Consider the following 25,218-nt stretch of genomic DNA (forward strand, 5'->3'; position numbering starts at 1 on the left):
TGATTGCTCCGGGGCGGCGAGTGCTACTGGTACCTGGCGACGATCTCCCTGAGACGTGCCTGTTCGGTGTCGCCGCAGACCCCCTCCAGACGCATGCCCTGGCAGCGGATGCTCAGGAAGAGACGCCTGGAGTGGTGGTGGTCGTCGGCCGCGAGCGGGGTGACGCACACCGCTTTGTCGAGGCCGCCGCTGACCAGGTTGCCGTCGTCGAAGAAGGCCAGTGAGGACACGGCGCCGTCGTGGAGGGCGCGGGTCCACAGCTCCTCGCGCGAGAAACCCGATCCGTCGGGAGACAGCCGCGAGAGCCGTACGGTTCCGTCGTCGTGCCCCGTGGCCAGCGTCAACCCGGTGTCGGCCGTGCCGGTCACCGCGACGGAGCTGAGCCCCGGCAGCTCATGGAGGTTCACCGGCCGGTTCTCCTGGCCCGGCGGGCCGAACACCAGCACCCCCTCGGTGGTGGCCACCAGGCCGACGGCGCCGTGCACCTGGGCCGAGTCGACATAGTCCCCCAGGCGTTGCGCGCCGTACCCGCGGCGCTTGGCCGGGACGTACCAAATGGCCTGCGCCAAACCGGAGTTGTCCTCCTGTACCAGCAGCGTGGAGTCGCCGTGGAAGGCGGGTGGCCGGAACATCGACTTGACCTTGAACGTCGCCAGCACCCGGCTCTCCGGCGAGGCGTACGTGAGCACCGTCAGCCGGCTCCCGCCCAGCGCTATCAGCGTGTCCGACGCGGTGCAGTGGAGCCGCTCCGCACGGTGTGCGAGCGTCGCCACGGTACGGACTTCGAGCTGCTCGCCCGCCTTGAGCACCCACTCGCGGATCGACCGGTCCTCGTAACCGGCGAAGATGCGCTGCGAACCCGTCGTGGTCAGGCCGAAGACGCGGGACGTCTCCTCCAGGCGTACGCCCGTCAGGTCCGCGTCGGTGAAGTCGCTGTTCTCCAGGTTCGCGTTGTCGAGGTTGGCGTGCCGCAGTGAGGAGCCCCGGAAGGCCATGCCGCTGAGGTCGGCGTCGGGCAACCAGGCGTAGTCGAAGCAGAGGCCCGACCAGATGTCGTCCGGCAGGCGGGCGCAGTGCGCGTTGAGCAGCGTCAGCGCGTGTCCGCCGAGGTAGTCGTCGGACCTGCCGGGGCGGGTGGAACGGGCCAGGTCGTGCAGCCGCTCCGTCAGCTCCGCGTCGTCCGAGTCGGCGAGGAGCTCGGCCACGAACCGGGTGATCTCGGGCTGGGGCGGCAGTGAGCCGAGTACGTCGCGCGCCTTCTCCTCGTCGCCGCGCAGCGCGGTGACGATGCCGCGTGCCACGAAGTACTCGCGCATCGACCGGTGGAAGAAGTCCACCGGCCAGCGGTCCATCGGCCCCACCGGAACCGCCTTCAGCAGGGAGCGGATACCGATGCGCGCCGTCGCGTCCGCCGTCACCTCGGCGGACGGGCCCTCCGGCGCCGCGTCGGCCCGCATGTTCCACAGCATCCCGGCGAGTCCGCCGTCCTGCTCGTCGTCCAGGTCGTTGAGGAACACCGGCTTGAGCGGGGAGCGGTGCAGCCGCATGGCGACCTCGGAGAGCACGTCCTGCAACTTCTCCACCAAGTCGTCGCGCGAGGTGTGGAGCTGGGTGTCCTCAAGGAGGTCGATCTTGCGGTTGAGGCTCTCGTTCACGTAGGTGCGGTAGAGGATCAGTTCGCTGAACTCGTCGGTCGGCAGCTTGTCGAGGGTCTCCGCGATCATGTGGAGGAAGAGCGGCTTCGCCGCGAGGCCGATCGGGTCGTACAGGCGCTGGAGGTTGTCCAGCTTCCGCGTCGACTGCGTCTTCGAGGCGACCTTCTGGAGGTAGCCGATGCGGTGCGCGCGGGAGATCGGGGCGATGTGCAGGGCGCGGGGCCGCCCGATGCGGTCGAGCAGCCGCTCCTCGTCCCGTCCTCCGTCGAAGAACCGGCCGCGCGAGGTGATGATGACCTTGGAGCCCTTGAGTTCGCGGATCGTGCGGTAGCACTCGCTCAGCGCGATGATGTTCCGGCTGATCGCCCGCGGGGTCAGCTGCACCGACATCTCGTCGAACCCGTCCAGGATGAACAGCGTCCGGAACCTGCGGGTGAGTTCGCGCCAGCCGTGCAGGTCCCCGCCGATCTCCGCGAGGCGCCGGTCGAGCAGCCGGCGGGCGTCGCCCGCCTTGTGCAGTTCGCGCAGCGGCAGCCGGAGCGGGAAGACGCCGCTGCCGGGCGCCTCCTTCAGCAGCTGGCACAGGCGCCGGCTCAGGCTGTACGTGGAGAAGCTCTTGCCCTCCCCGAACTCTCCGAGGACGAGGAGGCTGGGCTCGTCGGTCCTGAGCCAGTCCATGATCTGCTCCGTGAGCGTGCCGTCGAGGAGTCGGCCCCGCCCGTCCATCGCGCGCAGCTCCACCCGCTGCCTGAACACCTCGTCGAAGTGGTCCGGGTCCTCGCTGGTCAGGCAGTGCAGGAACGGGTCCTCGACATAGCGCCGCCAGGCGGGCCCCACGCGCAGCCGAGGCGCGAGCCGCTCGCCCCACACCGACAGCGGTACGCGCGTCTGCCCCGGCGCCCGCCGTGGTGGCCTGTCGCCGTACACGTACGCGTACAGCCGGGGACGCTGCCCGATCAGGTCCGCGAACCCGCTCGCGGGGCTCCACACCTGCACCGTGAACGGGTACTTCTCCTTCAGCGCCGAGGAGCCGAGCCGGTCCGCGAGTCCGGGATCCGGGTCGTTCCTCGGGGAGATGAAGACGAGGTGGTCCGGCTGCTGCTCCAGCTCCATGTCGCCGGTCGTGACCAGCGACTCCGCCAGGTCCGCGAGGGTCAGCGGACGCCCGGGGTCGATCAGGCCGACGCGGCAGCGGGCGCGCCGGGGGCCATTGGCGAGGCAGTCGACGGTCGCGGTGCGGCCAGGGGCGGGGGCGGGGGCCGCCGCGCGCCAGCCCGGCCAGCCCAGCAGGACCTCACGGTGCGCGTCGTCGAGAGCGAAGATCGAGTCGAGCAGCTCGCGCAGCGCGTCCGCGGGCTCCATCTCCTCGCTCTTGCGCAGGACTTGGGGCTGTCTGGGCGGGGTGACGGCCGCGGGGGCGGATCCGGCGGTGTCCGAAGGCGCTGTGCCGGTGGGCTTGACCCGCAGGACCACGTCCTCCACGTCCCGGACAGGGCCCGCGTTCAGCGGGAAGTCGTTGCCCTCGGCCAGCTGGGCCCAGAGCCCCGCGACCAGTTCACGGTCGTCCTCGTGCGCCAGGGACAGGAAGCCGAACTCCTCCCGGAGCCGCTGCTCGCGACCGGGGTCGAGGTCGACGGCCGCGTCGAGATCCCGCTGCGCGAGAAGGTAGTCGCCGGCGAGGACGTTGGCGCGCAGGGCGTCCTCGCGGGCGTCCGCCTGCGGGGTCATGCGGCCCGCGTCGAGTTCGGCCCAGAGGTGGAAGCCGCCGTCGATCGCCATCTCGCACAGCGAGAAGAAGTCCGATGTGCTGGTGAGCGCGCCCGAGAAGGTCCGGGCCAGTTCCACGCCGAACTGGTTGCGGACGGCGTCGCGCAGTGCGCCGAGGTCCACCTCGTCGTACACGCCCAATGCCTGGTACTCGCGGGTCAGGTACTGCATGACGAGCGCCACGGACGGCGCGCCGTGCAGTTCCACCGCTGCTTGAAGCAGCGCGAGGTACTGCCCGCCTCCATTGCCGTTGCGCTGGACGTAGTTGTGGATGAACTCCTCGGGGTCGGCTTCGAGGATCTCGTCGATCGCGCCCAGGATCGCGTCGATGTCCTCCGGCCGGCTCTGGAAGGCCGTCTGCTTCGCCGTGTCCAGGTCGCCCGTGCGGTTCAGGGGGAAGAGCCGGGCGTGCGGGCTCGTCGCCAGTTCCACCTGAGGGCACCGCTTCTGGGAGAGCAGCGGGTGTCCCCGCGGGGCCCCGAGCGCCGAGCGCGGCACCGGGCGGGTCAGCACCAGGACCTTGGCGTACCGGTCCACCTGGGACGGCAACAGGCGTACGGGGGACGCGTGATCGTCGGACCCGGCGGGTCCGTCCACGGCGAGGATCAGGCGGCGGTCCCGCAGCCGGGCCGCGTCGCGGGCCCGGTCCCAGAGCGCCCACAGGTCCTCCGTCTGGGCGAACACGGGTGCCGGGGTGCCGGTGAGCGCGGCCAGCTGATCGCAGACGGCCTTGGTGAACGACATGCCTGGGTGCTGGTGCGGTGGGGGTGCGAAGTAGGCGACGACGTCCACTCCGTCGGGCGGGTCGACGGTGAAGTGCGCCGCCAGGGCCGTCTTGCCCGCCACGGCGTCCCCGGTCCACCACTCGTAGCCCCGGTCCGACCGGGCGAACTCGGCCAGGCGCGCGAGTTCCGCCTCGCGAGCAAGTCGCCCGCTTCCCCGACGATGTTGCGGATGTGGCTCCCGTACGCGGTGCGCAGCCGCACCGGCTCGGGGCGCGCGGGGACCCCGTCGGCGGCGAGGACCGACCGCAGGGCGCGCACGCTCCTCGCGGGTTCGGGCACCCGCTTTCGGCCCTCCCGCCAGCCGACGGCGAGCGTCACGGGCAGGGCCCGCAGCGGAACGTCCGCCCGCTCCGCCTCGGTCACCACACCGACCAGATGGTCCCGCGCGAAGACCGCGGCGCCGCTCATCCCCTTCCACGCGTCGCCCATGGTGTGGACACGGCCCGGATGCAGCAGGTCGAGCACCCCGGCCTTCGCGTTGGCGCCCGCCGGAATGGTCCCGAGCACGTGGTCGGTGTCGCGCAGCGTGACGTCGTCCAGCAGCCGCACGGCCTTGTGCGCCGGGAAGCCGATGGCCTCGAAGTCCACCTGCGTGGTGGGCGCGAGCGTGAGGTCGCCGAAGGCCACGGGCGCGAGAACGGTGCGGGGCACGGCCCCCGAGAGGCGCAGCAGGACGATGTCGACCTCCGCGGCCTCGGCCCGCCAGGCGACCTCGGCCGTCAGGTCCGTGGTGACGTCGCCCGTGTGCGACCGGACCGTAATCGCGCTCCCCTCCGGCACCACATGGCGTGCGGTGACGACCAAGCGCTTGGAGATGCGGTAGCCGGTTCCGTACGCACCACCGCTCAGGACCTCGACCACCTGGTCGATGCGCGGATGAACTCCGATCGGAGGCTGGGGCACGGGCGCTCCCGATCCTGAAGGGCCGTCACCTGCCGCCATTCTCGGGCACGGCACCACCCCCGGCAAGGCTCGTGGCCGGGCCACGGGGTTCGTGGCCGGGTCACGGGAACCGTTGTCTGTACGCCGCCGACGCCCCGTGCTGTCATGGGGACGCGCGCGCCGGCAGCCCCGTTTCCAGGAGGCCCCATGCGGAATCGCACCGACCCCGCTGCGTCCCCGCTCCCGTCCGGGCAGGCGGGTGACGTGGCGGCCCCGATGGAGCTCGCCGATGTGGTGGACGCCGTCCGGGCCCAGCTGGTCGAGGCCGTGAACCGGGGGCGCGCGGCGCCGCTCCAGTTCGAACTGGGCGATGTCGAGGTCGAGTTCAGCGTCACGGTCGGGCGGGACAGGAAGGCCGACGGGAGCATCAAGGTGTGGGTGCTCGGCGCGGGCGTCGGCGGCGGCCGGTCGACGGCGGCGAGTCAGCGCCTCAAGGTGGTCCTCAAGCCCGTGGACCCGGCCACCGGCCGTCCCGCGCGGGTCGCGGACGCCGTCGACCCCGAACGCACCCGGTGAGGTCCTTAACCGTCGCGTAACCGCCCCCGGCACAAATGCATAACGGCGCCGCGCAACCCACTTACCCGCCATCTCTACGCGCGTTACGCTCCGCCGAACTCAGCGCCCAGTACGGCGTGTTGACGAAGGAGCAGTCCACCATGCGCGCATCTCGTACGTCCCGGCTCACATGCCTGTCGGCCGCCGTCATCGGTCTCGCTCTCACCGCCACCGCCTGCGGCGGCACCAGCGCGGACAAGGCGAGCGAAAACGCCAAGGACAAGAATCTCGGGCTCGCCATCTCCTACGACGTCGGTGGCCGGGGCGACCAGTCCTTCAACGACGCCGCGTACTCGGGCATGGTGAAGGCCGACAAGGAGTTCGGATACAAGAGCGACGACCAGGAGCCCAGCGAGGGCGAGAACGACGCGGACAAGATCGCGCGGCTCAAGTCGCTCGCGAAGAAGGGCTACAACCCGGTGATCGGCGTCGGCTTCGCCTACGCGCCCGCCGTGAAGGCCGCCGCCAAGGACTACCCGAAGGTCACCTTCGGCATCATCGACGACTCGACGATCACGGCGAAGAACGTCGCCGACCTCGTCTTCAGCGAGGAGCAGGGCTCGTACCTCGCGGGTGTCGCCGCGGCGAAGGCGACGAAGACCGACACCGTCGGATACGTGGGCGGCGTCGACGTACCGCTCATCCACAAGTTCGAGGCCGGCTTCGTGCAGGGCGTCAAGGACACCAACCCGAAGGTGAAGGTGCTGACGCAGTACCTGACCGAGACCGCTCAGGAGGGCGGGTTCAGCAGCCCCGACAAGGGGAAGACGGCCGCCGCGGCGCAGTTGGAGAAGGGCGCCGACGTGATCTACCACGCGGCGGGCCTGTCCGGGCAGGGCGTCATCGAGGCCGCCGCCGCGAAGAAGAAGTACGCGATCGGCGTCGACTCCGACCAGTACAAGCAGGAGGCCCTCGCCAAGTACAAGGACTACATCCTGACGTCCGCGACCAAGGACGTCGGGCGGGCCGTGTACGAGCTCGCCAAGTCCGTGCACGACAAGAAGCCGCTGTCCGGTGTGACCCGGTTCGACCTGAAGGCGGGCGGCGTCGGAGTCACCGACACCAACCCGAAGTACAAGGAGATCCCGGGCCTGGCCGACGCGGTGGAGAAGGCCAAGAAGGACATCGTCGACGGCAAGGTGAAGGTCGCCACCAAGCCGTAGCCCCCGCCGTGGTCCTGGCCGTGGTCACGGCCCTCGTCGCGCTCCGGATTCCGCGGGAATCCGGAGCGCGGTTTTGTGGAACGGAGCGATAACGGTCTCCCCGAGGGTCTTCAACGCGCGTTCTACGCGCGTTAATCTGCGGCGAAGCCAGCGCCGTCCGGTCCGTCGTCTCCGTCGTCGGTGCTCGTACGTACGTATCTCTGTACCTCTAGGAGCTCATTCCATGCGCCGGGTTTCCCGTACAGCGCTCGCAGGCACTGCGACCCTCGCCCTCGCCGCCTCCCTCGCCGCCTGCGGCGGCACGTCGAGCGAGGCAGCCAAGGACAAGAACGGTGGCAAGTCCGCGGGCATCGCCATCTCCTACGACGTCGGTGGCCGCGGCGACCAGTCGTTCAACGACGCCGCGTACGCCGGAATGGTCAAGGCCAAGAAGGAGTTCGGCTACAAGGGCGAGGACCAGGAGCCGACCGACGGTGAGACCGACGCGGACAAGATCGCGCGGCTCAAGTCGCTCGCCAAGGACGGCTACAACCCGGTGATCGGCGTGGGCTTCGCCTACGCGCCCGCCGTGAAGGCCGCCGCCAAGGACTTCCCTGACACCACCTTCGGCATCGTCGACGACTCCACCGTCAAGGCGAAGAACGTCGCCGACCTCGTCTTCAGCGAGCAGGAGGCCTCCTACCTCGCCGGTGTCGCCGCGGCGAAGGCGACGAAGACCGACACCGTCGGTTTCGTCGGCGGCGTCGACGTACCGCTCATCCACAAGTTCGAGGCCGGCTTCACGCAGGGCGTCAAGGACACCAACCCGAAGGCCAAGGTCGTCCGGCAGTACCTGACCGAGACCGCCGACGAGGGCGGCTTCTCCAGCCCCGACAAGGGCAAGACCGCCGCCGCGGCGCAGATCGAGAAGGGCGCCGACGTGGTCTACCACGCGGCCGGCCTGTCCGGTCAGGGCGTCATCCAGGCCGCCGCCGCGAAGAAGGTCTGGGCGATCGGCGTGGACTCGGACCAGTACGAGCAGAAGGCCCTCGCCAAGTACCGGGACAGCATTCTGACTTCGGCGACGAAGAACGTGTCGGAGGCCGTGTACAACCTGGCCAAGTCGGTCCAGGATGGCAAGCCCGAGACCGGCATCGTCACCGGTGACCTGAAGTCGGGAGAGGTCGGCCTCGCGGACTCGAACCCGAAGTTCTCCGGCGACGAGGAGATCCAGAAGGCGCTGAAGACCGCGGAGTCGGGCATCACCAGCGGCAAGATCAAGGTCAAGAGCAAGCCGTAAGCACGCACAGCACCGCGCCGTAACCGCGGCGACATGAGTGCGGAACGGGGCGCGGGGAACCTGTGTCGACGGCCGGGAGGCCGCGGACACGAGGGTTCCCACCGCGCCCCGTTCGCAGACGTAGGGGCTCCAGCGCAGCCAGCGGCGCCCGGCCCCCTTCTTCGTCCCAGGAGAGTGCGCCATCAACGCGTCACAGAGCCCGCCGGCCGTCGAACTGACCGGCATCACCAAACGCTTCCCCGGCGTCGTCGCCAACCACGACATCCACCTCACCGTCCACAAGGGCACCGTGCACGCCCTCGTCGGTGAGAACGGTGCGGGCAAGTCGACGCTGATGAAGATCCTCTACGGCATGCAGAAGCCGGACGAGGGCACCATCGCCATCGACGGCACCGCCGTCACGTACTCCTCGCCCGCCGACGCCATCGCGCGCGGCATCGGCATGGTGCACCAGCACTTCATGCTCGCCGACAACCTGACGGTCCTGGAGAACGTCGTCCTCGGCAGCGAGGGGCTGTACGGGATCGGGGCCAGGGCCCGCCGCAAGATCCTTGAGATATCCGAGCGTTACCACCTCAACGTGCGCCCGGACGTCCTCGTCGAGGACCTCGGCGTCGCCGACCGGCAGCGCGTGGAGATCCTCAAGGTCCTCTACCGCGGCGCCACCACCCTGATCCTCGACGAGCCGACCGCCGTGCTCGTGCCGCAGGAGGTCGACGCGCTCTTCGACAACCTGCGCGAGCTCAAGGCCGAGGGCCTGTCCGTCATCTTCATCTCGCACAAGCTCGGCGAAGTCCTGTCCGTGGCCGACGAGATCACCGTCATCCGGCGCGGCACGACGGTCGGCACCGCCGTCCCCGCCGAGACCACGTCGAAGCAGCTCGCCGAGCTGATGGTGGGCTCCGAACTGCCCACGCCGGAGACCGCCGAGTCGACGGTCACCGACCGCGCCGTGCTGACCGTCGAGGGCCTGCGGCTCGACGCCGAGGGCGGCCGTCCGCTGCTCGACGACATCTCGTTCACCATCCACGCCGGTGAGGTCCTCGGCCTCGCGGGCGTCGAGGGCAACGGGCAGACCGAGCTGATCGACGCGCTCATCGGCCTCAAGCACGCCGACTCCGGCACCATCCGCATGGATTCCGACGAGATCACGGCCTGGCCCACCCGCAAGCGCCGCGAACAGGGAATCGGCTACATCCCCGAGGACCGCCACCGGCACGGCCTGCTCCTGGAGTCGCCGCTCTGGGAGAACCGCATCCTCGGCCACGTCACCGAGAAGCCGAACACTCGCTCTGAAAGGGGTGTCCTCCTCGACATCAAGGCGGCGCAGGCCGACACCCGCCGCATCGTCGAGGAGTACGACGTCCGCACCCCCGGCATCGACGTCACCGCGGCGTCCCTGTCCGGCGGCAACCAGCAAAAGCTCATCGTGGGACGGGAGATGAGCCACAAGCCGCGCTTCCTCATCGCCGCGCACCCCACGCGCGGCGTCGACGTCGGCGCGCAGGCCCAGATCTGGGACCAGATCCGCGAGGCCCGCCGCGAGGGCCTCGCGGTGCTGCTGATCTCCGCCGACCTCGACGAGCTGATCGGCCTCTCCGACACCCTCCGCGTGATGTACCGGGGACGGCTCGTCGCCGACGCCGACCCGGCGACGATCACGCCGGAGGAGCTCGGTTCGGCCATGACGGGCGCGGCATCCGGTCACCTGGAACACGTAGAACAGCCTGCGGTCCCCGCAGCGCGCGAGCCGGAGGACGAGTCCCGATGACCAAGTCCGTAACCAAGAAGTTCGACAGGGAGCGGCTGCTCCTCGGTGTCGCGGGCCCGGTCATCGCCCTGGTGACCGCCGTCGTCCTGACCTCGGTCGTGCTGCTGGCCTCGGGCAAGTCCCCGATCGAGCCGTACAGCATCATGTTCGAGCAGGCGACGTTCTCGGACGTGCAGGTCCTGATCATCAACCAGGCCGGCATGTACTACCTCGCCGCGCTCGCGGTCGCCATCGGCTTCCGCATGAACCTCTTCAACATCGGTGTGGACGGCCAGTACCGGCTCGCCGCCGTGGTCGCCGCGATCGTCGGCGCGAAGGTGGCGCTCCCCGGCTTCGTACAGGTCCCGATGCTGATCCTGATCGCGATGCTCACCGGCGCCATGTGGGCGGGCATCGCGGGCCTGTTGAAGGTGACGCGCGGCGTCAGCGAAGTGGTCGCCACGATCATGCTGAACTCCATCGCGTCCAGCCTCATCGGCTACCTCTACCTGCCCAGCGTCTTCGGCGTGCAGGTCGGCAACAACAAGACGACCGGCGTGATGCACGAGTCCGGCTGGTTCCCCGGCATCGACATGGGGGCGGCGGGCGAGATCTACGGTTTCGTCGTCATCGCCGCGCTGCTCGGTGTCGCGTACTGGTTCGTCCTCGGCCGCACCCGCTTCGGCTTCGACCTGCGCGCGACCGGCGCCTCCGAGTCGGCCGCCGCGGCGAGCGGCGTGGACGCCAAGCGCATGGTCCTGACGGCGATGCTGGTGTCCGGCGCGCTCGCGGGCCTGGCGGGCCTCCCGCTCCTCCTCGGCGACACCCACACGTACTCGCTGACCTTCCCGACGACGATCGGCTTCCAGGGCATCACGATCGCCCTGCTCGGCCGCAACTCGCCCGTCGGCATCGCCTTCGCGGCCCTCCTCATCTCCTGGCTGGAGAAGGCGTCCCAGGAACTCGACCTCCAGGGCTACGACAAGGAGATCGCGGTCATCATGCAGGGCATCATCACGATCGCCGTGGTGGTCTCCTACGAGGCCGTACGCGTCTGGGGCCAGCGGCGCCAGCAGCGCAGGGTCGGCATCGAACTCGCCGTCGCAGCGGGCGAGAACCCCAACGAACTGAAGAAGGAGGTGGCTGCCCGATGAGCACGGTCCTCGTCGACAAGAAGGCCGCGTCGCAGCCCGCACCGGGCGGCCGCCGCAAGCTCTCCCTGCCCGCCTTGATGCTCGCCGTCGCGGGCGTCCTGATCCTGACCTCCGTGGTCCGCCTGATCACGGACGCCGACGGCATCACGAACGTCAGCCAGATGTCCACCGCCCTCCAACTCGCCGTCCCCATCGGCCTCGCGGGCCTCGGCGGCCTGTGGTCCGAGCGGGCGGGCGTGGTCAACATCGGCCTCGAAGGCATGCTGATCCTCGGCACGTGGTTCGGCGCCTGGGCCGGTTACCAGTGGGGCCCGTGGGTCGGCGTGTGCGCCGGCATCATCGGCGGCGCGCTCGGCGGGCTGCTGCACGCGGCCGTCACGGTCACCTTCAACGTGAACCACATCGTGTCCGGTGTGGCCATCAACATCCTCGCGCTCGGCGCCACCCGCTACCTCTCCAACTTCACGTTCGAGGGCGTCGAGGGCGGCACCACCAAGCAGTCCCCGCCGGTCGACTCGCTCGGCACGTTCACCGTCCCCGGCCTGGCCGACTGGCTGTCGACGCTGAACGGGAAGCACTGGTTCCTGATCTCGGACGTGGCGGGCCTGCTCGGCGGCCTGGTCACGGACCTCTCCCCGCTCACGATCATCGCGGTGGCCCTCATCCCCCTCACCTGGTGGGTGCTGTGGCGCACGCCGTTCGGCCTGCGGCTTCGCTCCTGCGGCGAGAACCCGGTCGCGGCCGAGTCCCTCGGCGTCAACGTCCTCAAGTACAAGTACCTCGCGGTCATCGTCTCCGGCGGCCTCGCGGGCCTCGGCGGCGCGTTCCTGTCGATCGTCGCGAACCCCTTCTACCTGGAGGGCCAGACCGCGGGTAAGGGCTACATCGGCCTCGCCGCGATGATCTTCGGCAACTGGATGCCGGGCGGACTCGCCCTCGGCGCGGGCCTGTTCGGCTACACCGACAGCCTCCGGCTGCGCGGCGGCACGGAGAACGTGCACGCGCTGCTCCTCCTGGTCGCGATGCTGCTCCTGATCGCCGCGATCTGGACGCTGGTCAAGAAGAAGTACGTCGCCGGTGTCGTCTGCGCCGTCGCGGCGGCCGGTGCGGCAGCCTGGTACGCGACCACCGACGATGTCCCGCAGCAGCTCGTGACCGCTGTCCCGTACATCGCCACGCTGCTGGTCCTCTCCTTCTCGGCACAGCGCCTGCGGATGCCGAGGGCGAACGGCCAGCCGTACCGGAAGGGCCAGGGCGCGTGACGTCTACGTCTACGTCTCCGACAGTCGACTGGGAGGCCCTGCGGCAGGCGGCACGCGACGCGATGTCCCGCGCCTACGCCCCGTACTCCGGCTTCCCGGTCGGCGCGGCGGCCCTCGCCGACGACGGCCGCACGGTCACCGGCTGCAACGTCGAGAACGCCTCGTACGGCCTCGGCCTGTGCGCGGAGTGCGGACTGGTGTCGCAGCTGGTGGCGACGGGCGGCGGCCGGCTCACCCACTTCACGTGCGTGGACGGCAAGGGCGAACTGCTCATGCCGTGCGGTCGCTGCCGGCAGCTGCTGTACGAGTTCGGGGGCAGGGAGCTGCGGATGGAGACGGCGGCGGGGGTGCGGACGCTGGGGGAGATGCTGCCCGAGGCGTTCGGTCCCGAGGACCTGCACTGACCTGAGGGTCCGTGCGGATGTCACACGCGCGGGCCCTGCGGTGTCTTCATGTCGAACGGCCGGGAAGCGCCCGGCCAGGGACTGAAGGAAGGTGGCCACCATGGCACTCCGCATCGAGAAGGCAGCACTCCCCGAGGAACTGAAGCAGGGCATGGTCCACCAGCTCGGCGCGGTCATGGAGCCCGCCGAAGTGCTCTGGCACAACCCGAAGGTCGCCCAGGACGGCCTCGGTCTCGGCCGCCAGGTCGCGCAGTGGGACGCGGCGGACGCGACCCTGAAGTCCTTCGCGCATATGGCGGTGGCGGCGCAGGTCGGGTGCAGCTGGTGCCTCGACATCGGCTACTTCCAGGCGAACAACGAGAAGCTCGACCTCGCCAAGGCCAGCCAGGTCCCGCGCTGGCGCGAGTCCGACGCCTTCGCGCCGCTGGAGCGGGACGTCATGGAGTACGCCGAGGCCATGACGAACACCCCGCCGACGGTCACGGACGACCTGTACGCGAGCCTGCTGAACAGCCTCGGCCCGGCGGCGATGGTCGAACTCACCACGTACATAGCCTTCGTGAACTTCTCGACGCGCGGCAACACGGCCCACGGCATCAGCTCGCAGGGCTTCTCGGAGGCGTGCGAGATCCCGTTGGCGGCCCGCGCGTGATGGCAGCGCCGTCGGACCCCTTCCTCACCCACCGCAGCCTGCTCTTCACGGTCGCCTACGAGATGCTCGGCTCGGCGGCCGACGCGGAGGACGTGCTGCAGGAGTCCTGGCTGCGGTGGGCCGAGGCGGACCGGACGGAGGTGCGCGACCCGCGCGCTTACCTCGTCCGGATCGTCACGCGCCAGTCCCTGAACCGGCTGCGCACGCTGTCCCGCCGCCGCGAGGACTACGTCGGCCAATGGCTCCCGGAACCCCTCCTGACGAGCCCCGATGTCGCGGACGACGTGGAACTTGCGGAGAGCGTCTCCATCGCCCTCCTCACCGTCCTGGAAACCCTCGGCCCCACGGAGCGCGCGGTCTTCGTCCTGCGCGAGGTCTTCGACGTCCCGTACGGGGAGATCGCCGAGGCCGTCGGCAAGACCCCGGCCACGGTCCGCCAGATCGCCCGCCGCTCCCGCGACCACGTGGCGGCGCGGCAGCCGCGCGTGACGGTGACGCGCACGGAACAACAGACCGTCGTGGACCGCTTCCTGTCGGCACTGCGCACGGGCGACCTCCAGGCCCTGATGGAAGTCATGTCCCCGGACGTGGTGATGATCGCGGACGGCGGCGGCCACGTGGCGGCGGCGCTGGTCCCGCTGCACGGCGTGGACCTGGTGGCGAACCTGCTGGCGGGCGCGCGGACCAGGGTGACCGAACTGGCCGCCACGCCCGTGTGGTTCAACGCGGCCCCCGCGGCCCGCCTCGAATTCGACGGCGAACCGTCGGCCGTGAGCGTCGTGGTGTCGGACGCGGGGTCGGACGCCCGGATCACGCACATCTACGTGGTCCGCAACCCGGTCAAGCTGACGCGGATCGACGAGGAGGCGGAGTTGGGGCGGTAGCGGGGAGGCAGCGGGGGAGTGTTCTGCTGTCGGCCAAGACGGCGCGCGGCGCGGGGAGTTGGGGCACGATCGACGCATGAGGCCGACGTTCGTTCTCGTCCACAGCCCATCCGTGGGGCCCTCGACCTGGCACCCCGTGGCCGAGCACCTGACGGCGGCGGGGTACCAGGTACGGGTGCCGTCCCTGTTGCATGTAGGAGACGGCGCGCCGCCGTTCTGGCCCCGCGTGGTGGACGTCGTCCGGGACGATCTGCGGCAGGTTCCGCGGGACCGGCCCGTCGTGTTGGTGGCGCACAGCAACGCGGGGCTGTTCCTCCCGGTGATCCGCGCGGGCCTCGATCACCGGGTGACCGGCTCGGTCTTCGTCGACGCCGCCCTGCCGGCCGAGTCCGGTCGGACCCCCGTCGTTCCGGCGGAGCTGCTGGAGACGCTCCGCCCGATGGCTGTGGACGGCCGGCTTCCGCGCTGGACCGACTGGTGGGACGAGGCCGACCTCGCGCCCATGCTCCCGGACCCGCGCGTCCGGCGGACGATCACCGAGGAACAGCCCAGCCTGCCCCTGTCCTACTACGAGCAGCACATCCCGGTTCCCGCGGGCTGGGACGACCACCCCTGCTCCTACCTGCTGTTCGGCCCTCCGTACGAGGACCTCGCCACCGAGGCCCGCGCTCGCGGCTGGCGCGTGGCACAGCTCCCAGGCGCCCACCTCCACCAGACCGTCGACCCCGCGGGCACGGCCCGGTGCCTCGTGGGACTCGCCGCCGGGGGCTGACTCCCCGTCCTCCACAGACCTCGGCGGCGCACGCTGTGGCCCATTGTGCGACATACATCCTACGATGTACGTCATGAGCGATGAGGTGCCGCACACCACCACCACCATCACCATCACCGTCCGCGATCTGCAGCGCAACGCGGCCGCCGTACTCAAGCGCCTCGAGCACGGCGAGACCATCGTCGTGACGCGGCACGGGAAGACCGTGGCCCGGATACTGCCTCCCGATCCCGCCGAGGAGGCCATCAACCAGGCGGCGGCGGAAGGGATCATCGACCCGGCCGAGCTCGGCCGTGCCCGTACGGCGCGGCAGACCGCCCGGGTGCGCCGCGCTCCGGCCTCGCCCGACGGCGACGTGGCGAGCGAGGCGCTGCGGTCCTTGCGCGAGCTGGAGGGCGACCGGTAGTGGCGCTGATCTACCTGGACACGTCGGCGGTGATCAAGCTCTTCAAGGCCGAGGCCGAGACCGCGGCCCTGGAGGACTGGCTGACACGGCAGGGCTCGTTCGCCGTCCTCACCAGCGACCTCACCCGCACCGAACTCCGCCGCGCGCTGGCGGCCTGTGAGGTGGCGGAGGACATCAGGCGGGAGGCCGACGAGTGGCTCGACGACTGCGCCCTCGTACGTCTGCGCCCCGCCGTGTTCGACCGGGCGGGCCGACTCCCGTACACGGGCCGGCTGCGGTCGCTCGAAGCCTTGCACTGCGCGGCGGCGCTGAGCCTCGGCCAGGCGGTGCGGTACTTCGTCGCATACGACAAGAGGCTGGTCGAGTGCGCCGAGGCGCTGCGGCTGCCCGTGGTCAGCCCGGGACGTTGAGCCTTCGGGCCGCCGCCCCGACCGACTGCCGGACCGAACCCTCAGTCCGGCTTCTCCTCCTGACGGCGCACCATCTCCGCGATCCACGTCGGCGCGTACGGGGATGTGCACCCCGGTGACGTCGGGTAGTCCTTGAGGACGCCGAGGCGTTCGCCGATGGCGAGGGCGCGGGAGCGGTGGGCGGGGTGGGTGATGCCGATGTGGGCGAGGCAGGTGTTCATGGACCACTGCAACGGTTCGGGGGCGTCCTTCATCTCCGCCTCCACCACGTCGAGCAGCCCCGGCAGGTCCAGGCCCGCCGGCTTCTTCGTCACGCGGTCCGCCGTCAGGGACCAGCCGGCGGCCGCGACGACCGGGTCCTCGTCCGTCAGCCAGGAGACACGGAGGGCCTCCGCGTGCGGGCTCTTCTTCACCACGTTGGCGATCAGCCAGTCCCGCACCTTCGGCGCGCGGGCCTCACGCAGCATCGTGTCCAACTCGGCCCCCTCGAACGCCTTCGGGCGGCAGACGAGGAGCGCGAGGAGGCGGGCCGCCGTGTCGTCGCTCGCCCACAGGCCGACCGCGAGGTCCTGCCGGGTCTTGAGGCGCTTGGCGATGGCGCGCAGCTTGCCGAGGTTCACGCCGTGGTCGTCGCCGTGCCTCTCGTTGACGGCGCGGGCCTTGGGGTCCTCCAGGTCCGCCAACTCGGCGAGCAGTTCGGCGACCGTCGGCTCGGTCGGCATCGAGGCCGGCTTCGGCTTCGTCTCGGGCACGGCGGTCTCCTGATCTGCCTGGTGAGGTCGTCACGGGTGAGCCCTCACCGTACGTCCGGAGGGTTCGCCGAGGCACTTCACGCGAGCCGTCTATGCGCGTAGAGTCGCCGTGCCGTGGGAGCGTGGCGGGGGACGCCGCGCTGCGCCGAAAACGTTGGAGGATTTGCCATGGACGTCATCTCCGTCATCCGTACGAAGCGGGATCGCGGACGCCTCACGGACGCGCAGATCGACTGGGTCGTCGACGCGTACACGCGCGGCGAGGTCGCGGACGAGCAGATGTCGGCCCTGGCCATGGCGATCTTCCTGAACGGCATGGACCGCTCCGAGATCGCCCGCTGGACCGCCGCGATGATCAACTCCGGGGAGCGGATGGACTTCTCGGTGCTGCCGCGGCCCGCCGCCGACAAGCACTCCACGGGCGGCGTCGGCGACAAGATCACGCTGCCGCTCGCGCCCCTCGTCGCGGCCTGCGGCGCCGCCGTCCCGCAGCTGTCGGGGCGCGGCCTGGGCCACACCGGCGGCACGCTCGACAAGCTGGAGGCGATCCCCGGCTGGCGCGCGAACATCACCAACGACGAGATGATGCGCACCCTGGAGGACGTCGGCGCGGTCGTCTGCGCGCCCGGCAGCGGCCTCGCCCCCGCCGACAAGAAGCTCTACGCGCTCCGCGACGTCACGGCCACCGTCGAGTGCATCCCGCTCATCGCGTCCTCGATCATGTCGAAGAAGATCGCGGAGGGTACGGGTTCACTCGTCCTCGACGTCAAGGTCGGCTCCGGCGCCTTCATGAAGGAGATCGGGCCGGCCCGCGAACTCGCCCGCACCATGGTCGGGTTGGGCGCCGACCACGGCCTGCCGACCGTCGCCCTCGTCACCGACATGAACACCCCGCTCGGCCTCACCGCGGGCAACGCCCTCGAAGTCCGGGAATCCGTCGAGGTGTTGGCGGGCGGCGGCCCCTCCGACGTCGTCGAACTCACCCTCGCCCTCGCCCGCGAGATGCTCGACGCGGCGGGCCTGCGCGACGTCGACCCGGCGAAGGCCCTCGCCGACGGCCGCGCCATGGACGCCTGGCGGCGCATGATCGCGGCCCAGGGCGGCGACCCGGACGCGGCGCTGCCCACGGCCCGCGAGACCCACGTCGTGACCGCTACCGGGTCCGGCGTCCTCACCCGCCTCGACGCGATGGGCGTGGGCCTCGCCGCCTGGCGCCTCGGCGCGGGCCGCTCCCGCAAGGAGGACCCGGTGCAGGCCGCGGCGGGCGTCGAACTGCACGCCAAGCCCGGCGACTCCGTCTTCGCCGGCCAGGTCCTCATGACCCTCCACACGGACACCCCCGAGCGCATCCCGTACGCGGTCCAGGCCCTGGAGGGTTCGTACGACATCGCCCCGGCGGGCACGGACTTCACGGCGCGCCCGATCGTGCTGGAACGCATCGGCTGACACGGGCCCCCTGCCCCGCGACCGACGTCACCCCAGCAACGCCGCCACCACCACCAACGCCGGCACCGACGCCATCGTCGACAGCAGGATCGACTCCCGCGCCAGCCGCTCGCCCACCCGGTAGTGGCTCGCGTACGTGAAGATGTTCTGGGCCGCCGGGAGGGCCGACGTCACCACCACGTCGAGGAGCCGCGCCCCGTGCAGGCCGAACGCGAAGGAGGCCAGGGCCCACGCCGCCAGCGGCTGGCCCGCCGCCTTCAACGCCGTCGACAGCAGCACCGGCGCCCGGTCCGCGCCCCGGCCGCCCGGCCAGGAACTCCCGCACAGCGAGATGCCGAACGCGATGAGGATCGCCGGGACCGACATGTTCGCGATGAGTTCCAGCGGGTCGAAGACGGGCGAGGGCACCGTCCAGCCCGTCGCCGAGACCAGGACTCCGCACAGCGAACCGATCGCGATCGGGTTCCGGAACGGCGTCAGCAGGCGCTGCGCCCACGAGAGCCGCCCCTCCCCGGGCGCCGAGGCCCCCGTCAGGTCGAGCACCGTCAACGCCACCGGTGTCACCACGAGTTGCTGGAAGAGGAGCACCGGCGCGACCAGCGAGGCGTCCCCGAGGACGTACACCGCGATCGGGATGCCCAGGTTCCCCGAGTTCACGTACGAGGAGCAGAGCGCGCCGATCGTCGTGCGGCCCGCACCCCACCCGCGTACGACACCCGCCGCGATGAAGAGGCCGGCCATCGCCGCCGTGGAGAGCGCCGTGACGAGCAGGCTCGGCGAGAGGATCAGCGCCAGGTCCGCCTTGGCCAGCATCGTGAACAGCAGCGCGGGCGTCGCCACGTGGAAGGTCAGCTTCGTGAGGACCTCGCGGCCCTCGGCGCCCAAGTAGCCGCGCCTGCCGATGACGTAGCCGACCGCGATGACGATCGCGATGACCGCGAAACCGTTGAGTACCCCCTGCACGGGTTCCACTCTCGGCCGCCGCCGAAGCGCAGGTCAACGTTGATCCACATCAACGTGACCCACCCCACGTGCCGCGATCGCGTGTCGCTATGGGGACGGGACCGATGAATTCCGGCCGGGCGCCCGGTCATTCGTACGTGGCTGCTTCCTCGCTCCCTCCCGACTCCTCGCCCGTCGTGGTGCTCGCCGGGCCGGTCCGCCCCGGTGACGCGCCCCGGCTGTGCGAGCGCCTGCGCGCCGCCCTCGCCGACGCGGAGACCGTGACCTGCGCCGAGACCGTGACCTGCGACGTGTCCGGCGTGACCACCGCCGATCTCGCGACCCTCGACGCGCTCGCCCGAATGCAGCTCGCCGCCCGCCGCGCCGGGTCACGGATGGTGCTCCGCGACCCGCCCGCCGGTCTCGCCGTGCTCCTCGAACTCGCCGGCCTTGACGGTGTGTTGGGCGCACCGGGCCGGGAGCGGAAGGACTCAGGCGTCGAGGTGGTCCGGGACGCCGAACAGCGGGAACCAGCGCTGCGTGTCCAGGAAGCAGTGGAACCCCGCGATCCTCCCCTCTGACGAGAACTCGATGACCTGGATCGCCCAGGGCGCGAAGCCTCCCTTGTCCGGATCCGGCTTGTAGTGGGCGAACGCCGGCGTCCCGTTCGACACCAGCGGCAGCAGCCGCGAACCGGCGCAGGACGCGCCGATCGTGGTCATGAAGCCCGTGATGTCCTCCGGGCCGCGCAGCCACAGGTCGAACGGCGGCATCGTCATGATGGCGTCCTCGGCGAGCAGTTCGATGAGGGCCTTCATGTCGTAGCCCTCGAACGCCGCGACGTAGCGCTCAAGGAGTCTCCGCTGCTCCTCGTCGAGGGGGTCGGCCGTCGCGGAGGCGGCGGGCGGGGCTTCGGCCAGCGTCGCGCGCGCCCGCTGGAGCGCGCTGTTCACCGACGCCACCGACGTGTCGAGCAGGTCCGCGACCTCCTGCGCCTTCCACGCCAGGACCTCGCGCAGGATCAGCACCGCGCGCTGCTTCGGCGGCAGTTGCTGCAGCGCCGCGACGAACGCGAGCCGCACCGACTCCCGCGCCACCGCCGCCTCCGCCGGATCGTGCACCGTCGGCAGCACGCGGGCGTCCGGGACGGGCTCCAGCCACACATTGTCCGGGCGGGGGTTGAGCGCGGCCTGGGCGAGCGGGGCCGCCGCCGTCAGGTCCATCGGGCGGGCCCGCTTGTTCCCCGCGTTCAGCGAGTCCAGGCATACGTTCGTCGCGATGCGGTACAGCCAGGAGCGCAGTGAGGAACGGCCCTCGAACTTGTCGAAGCTGCGCCAGGCCCGCACCATCGTGTCCTGCACGGCGTCCTCGGCCTCGAAGGCCGAGCCCAGCATCCGGTAGCAGTACCCGGTCAGCTCGACCCGGTGCTTCTCCAGGTCGTCGAGATCTGCCTTCGTCGCGGTGTCACTCATTCCAACGCCCCCATTGCCGCTGTGAGTTCCAGGAATGACCGGCAAGCCGTCCCCAGCACTCCGAAAGCTACAGCAGCCCACTGACAACGGCCTCCCGACCGGGAAAACGCCCAGGTCGGAAGGCCGAAGTGGTAACAGGAGAGACAGTCGTTCCCCGTTACTGAGAGGCAGTCGTTCCCCCGTTACTGAGAGCCGCCCGGCGACTCAGTGCGCCGCGACCGTGCCGCCCCCACCCGTCCGGTGCCGCGCAGCCCGCGCCGCGTACGTCCCCCACGCCGTGATCGACACGACGCCGAGCACCGCGAGGAAGCCGAGGCCCACCGTCCCCGGCCAGCCCGCCGCGTGGAAGGCGACGGCGCCGACGGCCGAGCCGACGCTGGAGCCGATGTAGTACATGGACTGGTAGAGCGCGGACGCCTGCGCCCGACCGTGCGTGGCGGTGTGGCTGACGGACGAGGACGCCGTCGCGTGCCCCGCGAAGAAGCCCGCCGTGATCAGCACGAGGCCCAGCAGTACGAGGACGATGTTCGGGACGAGGGCCAGCAGCAGGCCCGCCATGGTCGTGCCCGCCGCGAGGTACAGCGTGCCGCGCCGCCCCAGCCGCGTGACGAGGCGTCCCGCCGCGGCCGAGGAGACGGTCCCCACCAGGTAGACGATGAAGATCGAGCCGACGATGCCCTGCGGGAGGGAGAACGGCGCGGCCGACAGCCGGTAGCCGATCACCGTGTAGACGCCGCCGAAGACCATCATGAACAGCGCGCCGATCAGATACAGGCGGCGCAGCAGCGGGTTCGCGAGGTGGCTGCCCACCGTGGCGGCGAGGGCGCGCGGGCGCAGCGACCCCGGCGTGAAGTTGCGCGGTGTCGGCAGCAGCATCCGGAACGCGACGGCGCACGCCACCGCGATCACCCCGATCACGCCGACGGCCACCCGCCAGCCCCAGGCCTGCGCGAGCCAGCCGCCGATGATCCGGCCGCTCATGCCGCCGATGGAGTTTCCTGCGACGAACAGTCCGATGGCCGCGACCAGCGCCTTCGGCCGTACCTCCTCCGCGAGATACGCCATCGCGGAGGCCGGCAGACCGGCGAGCGCCGCGCCCTGAAGGGCACGCAGCGCGATCAGCACCCCCAGGTTCGGCGCGAACGGAACAAGGAGCCCGAGGAGCACCGCCACCGTCAGCGAGGCGGTCATCACCGTGCGCCGCCCGAACCGCTCGGACAGCGCGCTCAGCGGCAGCACGCACACCGCGAGCGCGAAGGTCGACGCGGACACCGTCCACGCCGCCGCGCTCGCGCTCGCGCCGTAGTCGTCGGAGATGAGGGGGAGCAGGGCCTGCGTCGAGTAGAGGAGCGCGAAGGTGGCGACTCCGGCCAGGAACAGGGCGAAGCTCATGCGGCGGTAGCCGGGCCCGCCTGGCGTCATCCGAGTGTCGTCGGCATCAGAAGGGGAGGGGGCGGCAGGGATGGCGACCGCGTCGGTGGAGGCGGCCGCCCGGCTACTGGCAGGTGACATGCCCACGAACGTAGAACCACCCGCACTCATGCGTCCAATGCATGAACACCCCATAATCGATCCCATGGAGCATGAGCAGAGGTCACAGGCGCACCAGTCACCGAACAGTGACGCGGAAGACATCGTCACCCTGCTCGCCCCGCGCCTCGCCCACTTCGCCGGGGCCGCCCGCGCCGAACACGTCACGCGCGCGGCGCAGGAGATGAACGTGCCGCAGTCCACGCTCTCCCGCGCCCTCGCCCGCCTCGAACGCGACCTGGGCGTCGACCTGTTCGCCCGCCACGGCCGTACGGTCTCGCTGACCCCGGCGGGCCGTACGTTCCTGGGCTCGGTGGAGCGCGCGCTCGGCGAGGTCGAGAAGGCGGTCGAGTCGGTGCGCGCCGACGCCGACCCCGAGTCCGGCAAGGTCGCCTTCGGCTTTCTGCACACCATGGGTACGGAAACGGTGCCCGGCCTGATCCGCGCCTTCCGCGCCGAACACCCCCGCATCCGCTTCAGCCTCGTCCAGAACTACGGAGAGGCGATGCTGGAGCGGCTGCGCGCGGGCGAACTCGACCTCTGCCTCACCTCACCGATCCCCGACGCCCCCGGCCTCGTCGCCCGCCGCCTCGACGAGCAGCGGCTGCGCCTCGTCGTCCCGGAGCAGCACCGCCTCGCCGCCCGCAAGCGCATCCGCCTCACGGAGGCCGCCGAGGAAACCTTCGTCACCCTCGAACCCGGCTACGGACTGCGCCGCATCTGCGACGACCTGTGCGCCGAGGCCGGGTTCACGCCGCGTATCGCCTTCGAGGGCGAAGAGGCGGAGACGCTGCGCGGCTTCGTCGCGGCGGGCCTCGGCGTCGCCCTGCTCCCGCCACCGACCGTGCCGCGCCCCGGAGTCGTGGAGCTGACGGTGACCGGGCAGCGAGCGGTGCGCGAGATCGGCGTCGCCTGGCTCGACGGCCACCCGGACACACCCCCCGTAGCCGCCTTCAAGAAATTCCTGCTGTCCCGCCGAGGACACCTCCTCCCAGAACACACCACCTCAAGCCCTGCGGGCGCTTGAGGCAGAACACACCAGGCGGGGTCAAATCAAGCCCCGCCGTCGGACGATAGCCCGCGGGGTCCGGGGCAGAGCCCCGCGACCGCAACACCGGCGCCGGTGACACATTCAGAGTGTGCGCCCGAACCCGGTCGCCAACGGCATCCGCAACCCCAACGGCGGCGGCGCCGCAAGCGCATCCTGAAGCGGCCGCGAAAACGGCCGCCCGAACAACGCCCCCAGCGCGAAGTCCACGGCCAGCGAAGCCACTTCGTACCGATGCTGCGCGAACCCGTGCCCGTCCGAGTGCACCTCGAACCGGCACACATCACGATTCGCCTTCTTCGCCCGTCCCGCGAGCCGGAACGACAGCTCCGGGTCCGTACGCCGGTCATCGGTGCCGTGCACGATGAGGACGCGCCGCCCCGCGAGCTGTTTCACCGGTTCGAGCGGCGCGGCGACATCGTCCTCCGGCAGCCAAGGGGCAAGCGCCAGAACGGAGTTGACCGCTTCGTGGTCGCCCGCGCGCAGCGCCGCGCGCCCACCCATGTCGATGCCGGCGAGGCAGATCGGTACGTCGCCGTAGCGGCGCACGACCTCGTCGGCGGCCCACCGGGCGTCGCGCGCGAGCTCGGCCTGCGTCCCGTTCCAGCCGCGGCACCGGTACTGCACGACATGCGTGACGAGCCCCGCTTCCCGCCCCGCGCGCGTGAGGCGACGGGCGAGCGGCCGCACGGCGGCCTGTGACAGGGGTGACGCTCTGCGGGTCGACGTCTCCTCGCCCGCGGGGAGCAGCAGCACCACACCGCCCACCGCTCCCGGCACCGGCCCGGCCGCCCTGGCAAGCCGCGCCTCGCGGCCCTGCGTCGCTCGCTGCTGCATGACAGCACAGTGTCAGAAGGCTCCACGTCGCCGTATGGACAACGACAACGAACAGACAACGAACCGCAGCGATCTACGCGCGTAGGCGTTAGAGTGCGGAAATGACGAGCCCGATCACCGCGAACCCCAACAGCCCCCAGGTGCCTACCTCGGAGCAGATCCGCCGCGCTCCGAAGGTCCTCCTGCACGACCACCTCGACGGCGGCCTGCGTCCCGGCACGATCGTCGACCTCGCCCGCGAGCAGGGGTACGAGAATCTGCCGGAGACCGACCCCGACAAGCTCGGCGTCTGGTTCCGCGAGGCGGCCGACTCCGGTTCGCTGGAGCGGTACTTGGAGACGTTCAGTCACACCTGCGCCGTCATGCAGACCCGCGAGGCGCTGTTCCGGGTCGCCGCCGAGTGCGCCGAGGACCTCGCCGAGGACGGCGTCGTCTACGCGGAGGTCCGCTACGCCCCCGAGCAGCACCTGGAGCAGGGGCTCACCCTCGAGCAGGTCGTCGAGGCGGTCAACGAGGGCTTCCGGGAGGGCGAGCGCCGCGCGAGGGCGAACGGCCACCGCATCCGCGTCGGCGCCCTGCTCACCGCGATGCGGCACGCGGCCCGCGCCCTGGAGATCGCCGAACTCGCCAATTCCTACCGGGATCTGGGCGTTGTCGGCTTCGACATCGCGGGCGCGGAGGCCGGCTTCCCGCCCACCCGGCACCTCGACGCCTTCGAGTACCTCAAGCGCGAGAACAACCACTTCACGATCCACGCGGGCGAGGCCTTCGGGCTCCCGTCGATCTGGCAGGCCCTCCAGTGGTGCGGCGCGGACCGGCTCGGGCACGGCGTGCGCATCATCGACGACATCAAGGTGGAGGCCGACGGCGGCGTCCAACTGGGTCGCCTCGCCTCCTACGTTCGGGACAAGCGGATCCCGCTGGAGCTGTGCCCCTCGTCCAACCTGCAGACCGGCGCCGCGAGCTCCTACGGGGAGCACCCCATCGGCCTGCTGCGCAAGCTGCACTTCCGCGCCACTGTCAATACGGACAACCGTCTCATGTCGGGCACTTCGATGAGCCGGGAGTTCGATCACCTGGTCGACGCCTTCGGTTACACGCTCGACGACATGCAATGGTTTTCCGTCAATGCGATGAAGTCAGCTTTCATTCTTTTCGACGAACGACTCGCAATGATCAATGACGTCATCAAGCCCGGATATGCCGAGTTGAAATCCGAATGGCTGTTCCGGCAGACCGCTTCCACCAGCGGTTCTGCCGCCGAGTAGGGCCTTTTGGGGGGAGGTTGGGGCGGTCGGGAACGTTTGTTCCCGGCCGCTTTTCTCGGCGGTTCGCTGTTTGCGGGCGCAGC

Annotated in this window: 23 protein-coding genes; 16 read left to right on the forward strand and 7 right to left on the reverse strand. The window is 70.7% G+C overall.

What is annotated here, in order from left to right; genetic code table 11:
• Nucleotides 1-23 precede the first annotated feature (23 nt).
• Nucleotides 24-4,106, reverse strand: a complete 4,083-nt coding sequence (locus RBJ65_RS03355; RefSeq protein WP_306318007.1) for a ubiquitin-like protein Pup — start codon at nucleotides 4,104-4,106, stop codon at nucleotides 24-26.
• Nucleotides 4,028-5,110: a serine protease gene (locus RBJ65_RS03360; RefSeq protein ID WP_306317706.1), complete on the reverse strand. Its 1,083-nt coding sequence runs from the start codon at nucleotides 5,108-5,110 to the stop codon at nucleotides 4,028-4,030. The genes RBJ65_RS03355 and RBJ65_RS03360 overlap by 79 nt, the downstream gene beginning before the upstream one ends.
• Nucleotides 5,111-5,296: 186 nt before the next feature.
• Here RBJ65_RS03360 and RBJ65_RS03365 point away from each other — a divergent pair, with 186 nt between their 5' ends.
• The 12 genes from RBJ65_RS03365 (at nucleotide 5,297) to RBJ65_RS03420 (ending at nucleotide 15,840) form a co-directional block, all read left to right on the forward strand.
• Complete coding sequence (locus RBJ65_RS03365; protein ID WP_306317707.1) at nucleotides 5,297-5,665, forward strand: trypco2 family protein; 369 nt, start codon at nucleotides 5,297-5,299, stop codon at nucleotides 5,663-5,665.
• 140 nt (nucleotides 5,666-5,805) lie between these two features.
• Nucleotides 5,806-6,867, forward strand: a complete 1,062-nt coding sequence (locus RBJ65_RS03370; RefSeq protein WP_306317708.1) for a BMP family protein — start codon at nucleotides 5,806-5,808, stop codon at nucleotides 6,865-6,867.
• Between the two features lie 223 nt (nucleotides 6,868-7,090).
• Nucleotides 7,091-8,146 (forward strand): BMP family protein, encoded by a 1,056-nt coding sequence (locus RBJ65_RS03375; RefSeq protein WP_306317709.1) that lies wholly within the window; start codon nucleotides 7,091-7,093, stop codon nucleotides 8,144-8,146.
• A 181-nt stretch (nucleotides 8,147-8,327) separates the two neighbouring features.
• Entirely contained in the window at nucleotides 8,328-9,917 is a 1,590-nt protein-coding gene (locus RBJ65_RS03380; protein WP_306318008.1) for an ABC transporter ATP-binding protein, read from the forward strand.
• Nucleotides 9,914-11,050, forward strand: a complete 1,137-nt coding sequence (locus RBJ65_RS03385) for an ABC transporter permease (protein WP_306317710.1) — start codon at nucleotides 9,914-9,916, stop codon at nucleotides 11,048-11,050. Before RBJ65_RS03380 ends, RBJ65_RS03385 begins: the two co-directional genes overlap by 4 nt.
• Nucleotides 11,047-12,312 (forward strand): ABC transporter permease, encoded by a 1,266-nt coding sequence (locus tag RBJ65_RS03390; protein WP_306317711.1) that lies wholly within the window; start codon nucleotides 11,047-11,049, stop codon nucleotides 12,310-12,312. The genes RBJ65_RS03385 and RBJ65_RS03390 overlap by 4 nt, the downstream gene beginning before the upstream one ends.
• Entirely contained in the window at nucleotides 12,309-12,716 is a 408-nt protein-coding gene (locus RBJ65_RS03395) for a cytidine deaminase (RefSeq protein WP_306317712.1), read from the forward strand. The genes RBJ65_RS03390 and RBJ65_RS03395 overlap by 4 nt, the downstream gene beginning before the upstream one ends.
• 100 nt (nucleotides 12,717-12,816) lie before the next feature.
• Nucleotides 12,817-13,368 carry a carboxymuconolactone decarboxylase family protein gene (locus RBJ65_RS03400; RefSeq protein ID WP_306317713.1) on the forward strand — a complete coding sequence of 184 codons (552 nt, stop codon included), beginning with the start codon at nucleotides 12,817-12,819 and terminating at the stop codon, nucleotides 13,366-13,368.
• Complete coding sequence (locus RBJ65_RS03405) at nucleotides 13,368-14,252, forward strand: RNA polymerase sigma-70 factor (protein WP_306317714.1); 885 nt, start codon at nucleotides 13,368-13,370, stop codon at nucleotides 14,250-14,252. Before RBJ65_RS03400 ends, RBJ65_RS03405 begins: the two co-directional genes overlap by 1 nt.
• 76 nt (nucleotides 14,253-14,328) lie before the next feature.
• Nucleotides 14,329-15,024 carry an alpha/beta hydrolase gene (locus RBJ65_RS03410; RefSeq protein ID WP_306317715.1) on the forward strand — a complete coding sequence of 232 codons (696 nt, stop codon included), beginning with the start codon at nucleotides 14,329-14,331 and terminating at the stop codon, nucleotides 15,022-15,024.
• Nucleotides 15,025-15,097: 73 nt separating this feature from the next.
• Nucleotides 15,098-15,430, forward strand: a complete 333-nt coding sequence (locus tag RBJ65_RS03415; RefSeq protein WP_306317716.1) for a type II toxin-antitoxin system Phd/YefM family antitoxin — start codon at nucleotides 15,098-15,100, stop codon at nucleotides 15,428-15,430.
• Nucleotides 15,430-15,840 (forward strand): type II toxin-antitoxin system VapC family toxin, encoded by a 411-nt coding sequence (locus tag RBJ65_RS03420; protein WP_306317717.1) that lies wholly within the window; start codon nucleotides 15,430-15,432, stop codon nucleotides 15,838-15,840. The genes RBJ65_RS03415 and RBJ65_RS03420 overlap by 1 nt, the downstream gene beginning before the upstream one ends.
• Nucleotides 15,841-15,881: 41 nt before the next feature.
• On the opposite strand, the gene RBJ65_RS03425 is transcribed toward RBJ65_RS03420, so the two are convergent.
• The gene (locus RBJ65_RS03425) at nucleotides 15,882-16,562 is read right to left on the reverse strand and encodes a DNA alkylation repair protein (RefSeq protein WP_306318009.1); all 681 of its coding nucleotides are present in this window, start codon (nucleotides 16,560-16,562) and stop codon (nucleotides 15,882-15,884) included.
• A gap of 198 nt (nucleotides 16,563-16,760) precedes the next feature.
• Here RBJ65_RS03425 and RBJ65_RS03430 point away from each other — a divergent pair, with 198 nt between their 5' ends.
• Nucleotides 16,761-18,038: a thymidine phosphorylase gene (locus RBJ65_RS03430; RefSeq protein ID WP_306317718.1), complete on the forward strand. Its 1,278-nt coding sequence runs from the start codon at nucleotides 16,761-16,763 to the stop codon at nucleotides 18,036-18,038.
• A 27-nt stretch (nucleotides 18,039-18,065) separates the two neighbouring features.
• On the opposite strand, the gene RBJ65_RS03435 is transcribed toward RBJ65_RS03430, so the two are convergent.
• Nucleotides 18,066-19,001 (reverse strand): AEC family transporter, encoded by a 936-nt coding sequence (locus RBJ65_RS03435; RefSeq protein ID WP_306317719.1) that lies wholly within the window; start codon nucleotides 18,999-19,001, stop codon nucleotides 18,066-18,068.
• Between the two features lie 137 nt (nucleotides 19,002-19,138).
• Between RBJ65_RS03435 and RBJ65_RS03440 the strand changes: the two genes are divergently transcribed.
• Nucleotides 19,139-19,561, forward strand: coding sequence for a lipid asymmetry maintenance protein MlaB (locus RBJ65_RS03440; protein WP_306317720.1), 423 nt, complete (start codon nucleotides 19,139-19,141; stop codon nucleotides 19,559-19,561).
• Here RBJ65_RS03440 and RBJ65_RS03445 read toward each other — a convergent pair.
• Together RBJ65_RS03445 and RBJ65_RS03450 are read right to left on the reverse strand one after the other, a co-directional pair.
• The gene (locus RBJ65_RS03445) at nucleotides 19,472-20,452 is read right to left on the reverse strand and encodes a sigma-70 family RNA polymerase sigma factor (protein ID WP_306317721.1); all 981 of its coding nucleotides are present in this window, start codon (nucleotides 20,450-20,452) and stop codon (nucleotides 19,472-19,474) included. The two genes, RBJ65_RS03440 and RBJ65_RS03445, sit on opposite strands and share 90 nt — an antisense overlap.
• A 204-nt stretch (nucleotides 20,453-20,656) precedes the next feature.
• Nucleotides 20,657-21,964: an MFS transporter gene (locus tag RBJ65_RS03450; RefSeq protein ID WP_306317722.1), complete on the reverse strand. Its 1,308-nt coding sequence runs from the start codon at nucleotides 21,962-21,964 to the stop codon at nucleotides 20,657-20,659.
• 64 nt (nucleotides 21,965-22,028) lie between these two features.
• Between RBJ65_RS03450 and RBJ65_RS03455 the strand changes: the two genes are divergently transcribed.
• A complete protein-coding gene (locus RBJ65_RS03455; protein WP_306317723.1) occupies nucleotides 22,029-23,009 on the forward strand; it encodes a LysR family transcriptional regulator in 981 nt (326 codons plus the stop codon).
• 105 nt (nucleotides 23,010-23,114) lie between these two features.
• Here the strand turns inward: RBJ65_RS03455 and RBJ65_RS03460 are convergent, their stop codons facing one another.
• Nucleotides 23,115-23,867, reverse strand: a complete 753-nt coding sequence (locus RBJ65_RS03460) for a prolyl oligopeptidase family serine peptidase (RefSeq protein ID WP_306317724.1) — start codon at nucleotides 23,865-23,867, stop codon at nucleotides 23,115-23,117.
• Nucleotides 23,868-23,968: 101 nt separating this feature from the next.
• Between RBJ65_RS03460 and RBJ65_RS03465 the strand changes: the two genes are divergently transcribed.
• Nucleotides 23,969-25,135: an adenosine deaminase gene (locus tag RBJ65_RS03465; RefSeq protein ID WP_306317725.1), complete on the forward strand. Its 1,167-nt coding sequence runs from the start codon at nucleotides 23,969-23,971 to the stop codon at nucleotides 25,133-25,135.
• The last annotated feature ends 83 nt before the right edge of the window (nucleotides 25,136-25,218 follow it).

Source organism: Streptomyces sp. KL109B (assembly GCF_030766935.1).
Taxonomy (GTDB): domain Bacteria; phylum Actinomycetota; class Actinomycetes; order Streptomycetales; family Streptomycetaceae; genus Streptomyces.